Here is a 6,834-nt window from a genome sequence, read left to right as displayed (position 1 = left end):
ATTTGAACTCAAGGGAGATGGCATTTCGCGGATGTGCTGGGCCGTACTCGCCAGTAGCTCCGCGGGAGTCTCCATTTCGTCGATGTGCTCGCCGACACCTGATGCGACTCGTTCCATCCCACTGATCTACCCACCGAGGAGAAGAACGGCAAAGCATTGCGGGTTGCCGTCTCCGCGCCGCTGGCTCTGTGTGAACACGTTGCGCCCCCTGCGGCTGCCGGGCACGAGCGCCCCGCCGCCGTTCACCGCGGTTCGGGAGCCAGGTGCTGCACGCCGAGTCTGTCCCCTTCCCAGGCCACAGGCATCGGATCGGTGATCCCGCCGACGAACGCCCCATCTTCGTCGGTATTGCGGAACGCGAAGAGCAGCCATAGGCCGTCTGATCGACGCTGCAACAGTCGTCCCACATAAAGGCTCCGGTCGGTGAGCGGGTACGCGGCGGCGATATCGAAAGGGCCGAGAACGCTCTCGGCTGGAGCAGCCCACGTCCCGCCCTCGTAGCCATGCCGCGATTCCGTCGAGTGCTCTGCAAGGCAAGAGAAGATCACGACGGGGCGACCATCGACGACCTCTACTTGAAGGACCTCGAGCTGGCCGAACCCGCTCTCACTCGGCGCCGAGAGAGGTGCACGCAGTTCCCAGGTGCGCAGGTCAGCGGACCATGCGTGGCCGATCACTCCGCGGCCGACCACCGGCCCTTCTGGCGCTCGCGCAGTGATCAGCATGTGCCATCCGTCGCCTGAGGGGTCCGCGAATACCCAGGGATCCCGGAATGCCTCGTCGTGCCACGTGCCGCTGTTCAGCTTCTCGTACCAGGGACCGCTGGCCTCGAGGACGGCATCCCCCGACTTCGTCCAGGTCATGAGATCGTCAGAGGTGGCGTAGCCGATCCGCTGGACATTCTTCCCGCCGGGCGCGAGCGTCGAGCCGGTGTAGAAGAGGAACCAGGTTCCGTTGGGGTGCCGCACGATGGATCCCGTCCAGGTGGCGAGGTCGTCGAAGGCGGGGGCATCGCTGCGCACGAGCGCGTCGGAGACCTGCGTCCACTCCACGAGGTCGGTGGAGACAGCGTGGCCGATCGATGCGCGGTAGTGACGCGCGTCAGGGTCATGGAGAGCCCGCGAGGCGTAGAGGAAGAAGAGGTGGTAGAGGTCGCCGTCGTCGGCGAACCAGTAGTCCCAGACCCAGGAACCGGGGAGATCAAACATGGAAGTCCTTCTTGGTGGGTCGAGCACGCTGAGGCACTCGTGGCAGATGGGTTTCAACCGACCTCGGTGTCGAGTTCGGCGAGTCGCGGTGGATCCGCACCGGGACGTGACACGGTGATCGCGGCCGCGCGTCCGCATCGGGTCAGCAGGGCTTCGAGTTCGTCGGCGTCGATCTCACGCGATCCGCGGAGGTTGCCTGTGCCGCCGTCGATCGCGAGTATGCCGTCGATGAGAGCGCCCATGAACGTGTCGCCCGCGCCGACGGTGTCGACCACGGCGGTCGGAACGGACGGCACTTTCACCGTCAAGTGCGCCGTGACCCCTACCGCTCCCCCGGCACCGTAGGTCACGACGACGAGCGCAGGTCCGATGCGCTGCCATTCTCTGGCGACGTCGAGCACGTCGCGCTCGGGATGCAGCCACCGCAGGTCCTCGTCGCTGGCCTTGACGATGTCGGCGTTGCTCACCAGGGTTCTGACGTTTCGGAGGACGTCCGACGCGTCGTCGACCAGCGCGGGGCGGATGGTCGGGTCGAACGTGATCGTGGCCGTCGGACGTACCCGGCTGACGATGTCGGCTGTGTCTGAGGCCCCAGGTTCGAGCACCGCGGCAACGGAGCCGATGTGGACGAGAGCGGCTGTGCGGATGCCGCTGGCCTCGACCACCTCGGAAGTCGCGGGGAGATTCCATGTCAGGTCGAAGTCGTAGGTGGCGGCGCCTTCGTCATCGAGCGTGGCGGTCGCCGTCGCGGTTCGGTCGACTCGCTCGGCCCACACGTCCACGCCGGAGTCGGCCAGCCACGACCGCACCGTCTGCCCGCGTGCATCGTCGCCGAGCGCGGTGACGAGGGACACTCTGCGTTCGAGCCGGCCGAGGGTCAGCGCGACGTTCGCGGGGCTGCCTCCAGGGGTCTCATCGACCCGGCCGCCACGGTGGACGATGTCGACGAGCGATTCCCCGATGACCACGACGCTCGGCACTCCCCCCGTCATCCCTTGACCCCGCTTGCGGCGATGCTGCTGACGAAGGCCCGTTGGAAGATCAGGAACACGATGAGCACAGGGATCGTGATCAGCGACGTGTAGGCCATGACCTCACCCCACGCCGTGTTGAGCTGGAAGAAGTACTGCATCCCGACCATGACCGGGCGCAGTTCCTCCTTCTGGACCACCATGAGCGGCCAGAGGTACTGGTTCCATGCCGGCAGGAAGGTGAGGATCGCGACCGTCGCGAACGCAGGACCCGACAGCGGAACCAGGATGCGCCGGTAGATCGTGAACCAACTGGCACCGTCGATCCGTGCCGCCTCGTCGAGCGACTTCGGAATCGTGGAGAAGTACTGCGTGAAGAGGAAGATCGAGAACGCGTTGGCGATGAACGGCACGATCTGCACTTCGTACGTGTTCAGCCATCCGAAGTCGTACTTCAACACGCCACCCTCGATGACGAGCGTCGGCAGCTGCGCGACCCAGTAGACCATCGGCACGGCGATGGTCTCGAAGGGGACGATGAGCGTCGCGATCACCAGCGCGAGGACGACGACACGTCCCTTCCACTCCAGTCGCGACAGCGCGAACCCGGCCATCGAATTGACGATCAGCCCCAACCCCACAGTGAGGACCGTCACGAGGATCGAGTTGAACATGAACTGCGCGACCGGCACCCGGTCGAACACCCCGAAATAGTTGTCGAGGCTGATGTCACCGACGGGGAGGAACGCCATCGGCGAGTCGATATCCTGCAGGATCTGCGCGTCGGGCTTGAGGCTCGAGACGAACATGAACACCAGCGGGAAGAGAAAGATGATCCCGAAGAGCGTGAGGGCGACGTAGAGGAGGATCCTGCTACGCAAGCGCACCGCCTTCGCGCTGCTCTCCGGCACGGCCGGCGTACGGCGAGAAGCGCGTCGGGAGGTGGTGAGGGTACGGGTATCGGACATCGTCAGTCCTTCTCTCGCGTGAGGCGACGCTGGATCAGCGCAATGATGAGCACGGCGACGAAGAAGATGAGTGAGATCGCGGCGGCGTAGCCGATCTCCTGCTGCTCATAGCCTTTGCGAACGGCGTGGAACACGATGGTGGATGTCGAGTTGACCGGCCCGCCCTGGGTCATCACGTCGACCTGCACGAACAGTCCGAGGGCCGCGATGGTGATGGTGACGAGGACGAAGACCATGGTGGGCCGCAGTCCCGGCCAGGTGACGTTCGTGAACTGGCGCCACGGGCCCGCACCGTCCATCTTCGCTGCCTCGTACAGCTCTTCGGGGATAGTCTGCAGCCCGGACAGCCAGATGATCATGTGGAATCCGACGGCTTGCCAGATGGACAGCACGATGATGGCGCCCAGGGCGGTCTGCGGGTTGTTGAGCCAGTCGACGCCCGACCATGAGCCGAAGGTCAGGGCGTCGATCATCGCGTTGATGAGCCCATCCTTCTGGTACATGAACTTCCACAGGATCGACACCACGACGATCGAGGTGACGACCGGAATGAAGAAGATCACACGGAAGGCCGTGATGCCGCGCATCCGCCGGTTGACCAGCACCGCGAGCAGAAGCCCCAGGCCGGCCTGAACGGGCACGACGACGAGCGCGAAGATCGCGGTGTTGCCGACGGACTGCGCGAAGACGGGGTCGACGGTGAACGCGCGGATGAAGTTGTCGAAGCCGACGAACCGCGGTGGGTTCGGCGAGATGAGTCGCGCGTTCGTGAACGACAGCGTGAACGCGAGGATCACCGGGACCACAAGGAACAGGACGAGCAGCAGCCCTGCGGGTGCGATCATCCCGAGCCCTGCCCAGGTCTCACGTCCCTTGATGGAGCGGAAGCGACGATAGGCGCGCCGAGGCTCTTCGGCGGCGACCGTCGGAGGTGTGACAGTCATCATGAATCTCTCTGGAACGCGCCGGCGAGGGCGTGGAGCCCCCGCCGGCGCTGAGGCCTACTGGAAGCCGTAGCCGTCGTTCGACGCGATGTTCGCGTCGATCTCGGACACGGCACGGTCGAGCGCCTCCTGCACGTCGGCACCGTTCATGATGTCCTTCGCCGCGGTCTCGAACGTGGCCGAGATCACCGCGTACGCGCGCGTCTCCGGCCGAAGCACCGCATACTGCTGAGAGAACTCGACGAACGGGCGTAGCGCGCCTCCGTCACCGAAGTACTCCGATGCTTGCGCGGCGGCTTCGGTGGCCGGGATCACGACCTGCTTGTCGGCGAACTCGGTGATGTACTCGTCCTGGAAGCTGAATTCGAGGTACTCGCGGGCGCCGTCGGCGTCGTTGCACTCAGACGAGATCGCCCACTGCCACGAACCGCCGCCGATCTTCGGACCGTTGCCGAGGTCCGGCGGCGGGAGGATGAGCAGGTCGTCGCCGACCGCATCGAGCGCAGCGACGGCGTTCCACACGCCGGTGTAACTGAGCGCCACCTCGTCGTCGACGAACTCCTGGTTGCCGACCGTGCCGCTGTTGTTCGCGTAACCATCGGCGAACAGACCCTGGAACCACTCGCCCCACGCGACAGCGTCCTGACCGTTCAGCGAACTGTCGGCCGACAGCATGGTGTCGCGGTGGATGAGGTCGCCGCCGAAGCTCTGCAGGAACGGCGAGTATGCGTATGGCCACCACTCACCGGTGTCCTCTGCACCGATGTCGATGGGTGTCTCGTAGCCCGCGGCCTTGAGGGTCGCGAGCGCATCGGCGAACTCTTCCTCGTTCCACGGCTCGTCGAGTTAGCAGGGTTGTCAAGTTCCGCGAGCGATGCAGTAGCCGCGGCGACCATGTCCCCCGAAATACCTACAAACCTATGCGTTGTCTTATGAGAGCATGTAGAGGTGCAAATCGATTTGCATACCTTTCCCACATGAAGGAGAGCACGATGACTCACTCGACGAGAGGGCGCGTTCGTCGCGTCCTGGCCGGAGGGCTGGCGACCAGTACCCTTGCGGCCGCCGTCCTGATCGCCGGAGCCGCCCCTGCGACTGCTCAGTCAGGGCTCCAGGACGGCCCGGAGCCGACAATTCACACTCAGCAGGCGTACGCCCCCGAGGATGATTTCACCGCCAAGTGGACACGCGCCGACGCCCGCCAGTTGCAGCGCATGTCCGACCCCACCGCGCCGTCGCGCGAGAACTCGATGCCGGCGTCCGTCACCATGCCAACTGTGCCGCAGGACTTCCCGGACATGTCCAACGAGCAGGTGTGGGTGTGGGACACCTGGCCGCTGACGGATGAGGATGCCAACCAGTACTCCGTCAATGGCTGGGAGATCATCTTCTCGCTGGTGGCCGACCGCAACCTCGGCTTTGACGACCGGCACGTGTTCGCGAAGATCGGCTACTTCTACCGTCCCGCCGGCGTACCGGCGGCAGAGCGTCCCGAGAACGGCGGCTGGACGTATGGCGGGCTGGTGTTCAAGGAAGGCGTCACCGGCCAGATCTTCGAGGATCAGTCGTTCAGCCACCAGACCCAGTGGTCGGGGTCGGCGCGTGTGTCCAAGAACGGCGAGATCAAGCTGTTCTTCACCGACGTCGCGTTCTACCGCAACTCTGACGGCACGAACATCAAGCCCTATGACCCCCGCATCGCGCTGAGCGTCGGCAAGGTGAAGGCGAACAAGAAGGGCGTCACCCTCACTGGTTTCAATAAGGTGACCGACCTGCTGCAGGCGGACGGCACGTATTACCAGACGGGGGCGCAGAACGAGTTCTTCAACTTCCGCGACCCGTTCACCTTCGAGGACCCCGCGCACCCCGGCGAGACCTTCATGGTTTTTGAGGGCAACTCCGCCATGCAGCGCGAGACGGCGACCTGCAATGAGGCCGACCTCGGCTACCGCCAGGGCGATCCGTACGCCGAGACCGTCGACGATGTCAACGCCTCCGGCGCGACCTACCAGATCGGGAACGTGGGTCTCGCGAAGGCGAAGAACAAGCAACTGACGGAGTGGGAGTTCCTCCCGCCGATCCTGTCCGCGAACTGCGTTACAGACCAGACCGAGCGGCCGCAGATCTACTTCAAGGATGGTAAGTCGTACCTCTTCACGATCAGCCACCGCGGCACGTTCGCGGCGGGACTCGATGGCCCTGAGGGCGTATACGGATTCGTCGGCGACGGTATCCGCAGCGACTACCAGCCCCTCAACGGCGGATCGGGCCTTGCCCTCGGCAACCCGACGAACCTGAACTTCTTGGGCGGGCAGCCGTTCGCCCCTGACTTCAATCAGCACCCGGGGCACTTCCAGGCGTACTCCCACTACGTCATGCCCGGCGGCCTTGTCCAGTCGTTCATCGACACCATCGGAACGCACGATGACTTCGTTCGCGGCGGCACGCTCGCACCGACGGTGAAAATGGACATCGGCGTCGGGGGCGACCCGACCAAGACGGCCGTCGACTACTCGTACGGCAGCGAGGGGCTGGGCGGCTGGGCGGATATCCCGGCGAACAAGCACCTGTTCACAAACGGCAAGTTCGGCGTGGCGGTCTCCGACGAGGCGGCGCAGAAGATCCGCAAGATCCTCGGCTCGAAGTTCGACGACTACCTCGACGGCAAGCCCGTCTCAGCCACGGTGCGAGCCCTCATCGAGAAGCTGCTGGCACAATACGGCGGCTGACATGACGGATGCCT

Annotated in this window: 5 protein-coding genes and 1 pseudogene; 1 reads left to right on the top strand and 5 read right to left on the bottom strand. The window is 64.8% G+C overall.

The annotated features are described in order from the left end of the window. Positions 1-242 precede the first annotated feature (242 nt). The 5 genes and pseudogenes from MSA03_RS12410 to MSA03_RS12390 all read right to left on the bottom strand — a co-directional run. Positions 243-1,208, bottom strand: a complete 966-nt coding sequence (locus MSA03_RS12410; protein ID WP_147051234.1) for a family 43 glycosylhydrolase — start codon at positions 1,206-1,208, stop codon at positions 243-245. Positions 1,209-1,261: 53 nt separating this feature from the next. Then, positions 1,262-2,200 (bottom strand): carbohydrate kinase family protein, encoded by a 939-nt coding sequence (locus MSA03_RS12405; protein WP_147051233.1) that lies wholly within the window; start codon positions 2,198-2,200, stop codon positions 1,262-1,264. Continuing rightward, positions 2,197-3,060: a carbohydrate ABC transporter permease gene (locus MSA03_RS12400; protein ID WP_371863103.1), complete on the bottom strand. Its 864-nt coding sequence runs from the start codon at positions 3,058-3,060 to the stop codon at positions 2,197-2,199. Before MSA03_RS12400 ends, MSA03_RS12405 begins: the two co-directional genes overlap by 4 nt. 89 nt (positions 3,061-3,149) lie before the next feature. Next, positions 3,150-4,091, bottom strand: a complete 942-nt coding sequence (locus tag MSA03_RS12395; RefSeq protein WP_147051231.1) for a carbohydrate ABC transporter permease — start codon at positions 4,089-4,091, stop codon at positions 3,150-3,152. A gap of 57 nt (positions 4,092-4,148) precedes the next feature. Continuing rightward, positions 4,149-4,925 (bottom strand): annotated as a pseudogene (locus MSA03_RS12390) (extracellular solute-binding protein); the annotation flags it as partial. A 143-nt stretch (positions 4,926-5,068) separates the two neighbouring features. On the opposite strand from MSA03_RS12390, the gene MSA03_RS12385 reads away from it, so the two are divergent. Further along, positions 5,069-6,820, top strand: a complete 1,752-nt coding sequence (locus MSA03_RS12385) for a glycoside hydrolase family 68 protein (RefSeq protein WP_244946418.1) — start codon at positions 5,069-5,071, stop codon at positions 6,818-6,820. Positions 6,821-6,834: the final 14 nt, after the last annotated feature.

This window comes from Microbacterium saccharophilum, from assembly GCF_007992455.1.
Classification (GTDB): Bacteria; Actinomycetota; Actinomycetes; order Actinomycetales; family Microbacteriaceae; genus Microbacterium; species Microbacterium saccharophilum.
This window is presented reverse-complemented; position numbering and strand designations above follow the sequence as displayed.

Coding starts and splice junctions, on each gene's coding strand:
- MSA03_RS12410 (WP_147051234.1), bottom strand. CDS start 1,208: ATGTTTGATCTCCCCGGTTCCTGGGTCTGGGACTACTGGTTCGCCGAC.
- MSA03_RS12405 (WP_147051233.1), bottom strand. CDS start 2,200: ATGACGGGGGGAGTGCCGAGCGTCGTGGTCATCGGGGAATCGCTCGTC.
- MSA03_RS12395 (WP_147051231.1), bottom strand. CDS start 4,091: ATGACTGTCACACCTCCGACGGTCGCCGCCGAAGAGCCTCGGCGCGCC.
- MSA03_RS12385 (WP_244946418.1), top strand. CDS start 5,069: ATGAAGGAGAGCACGATGACTCACTCGACGAGAGGGCGCGTTCGTCGC.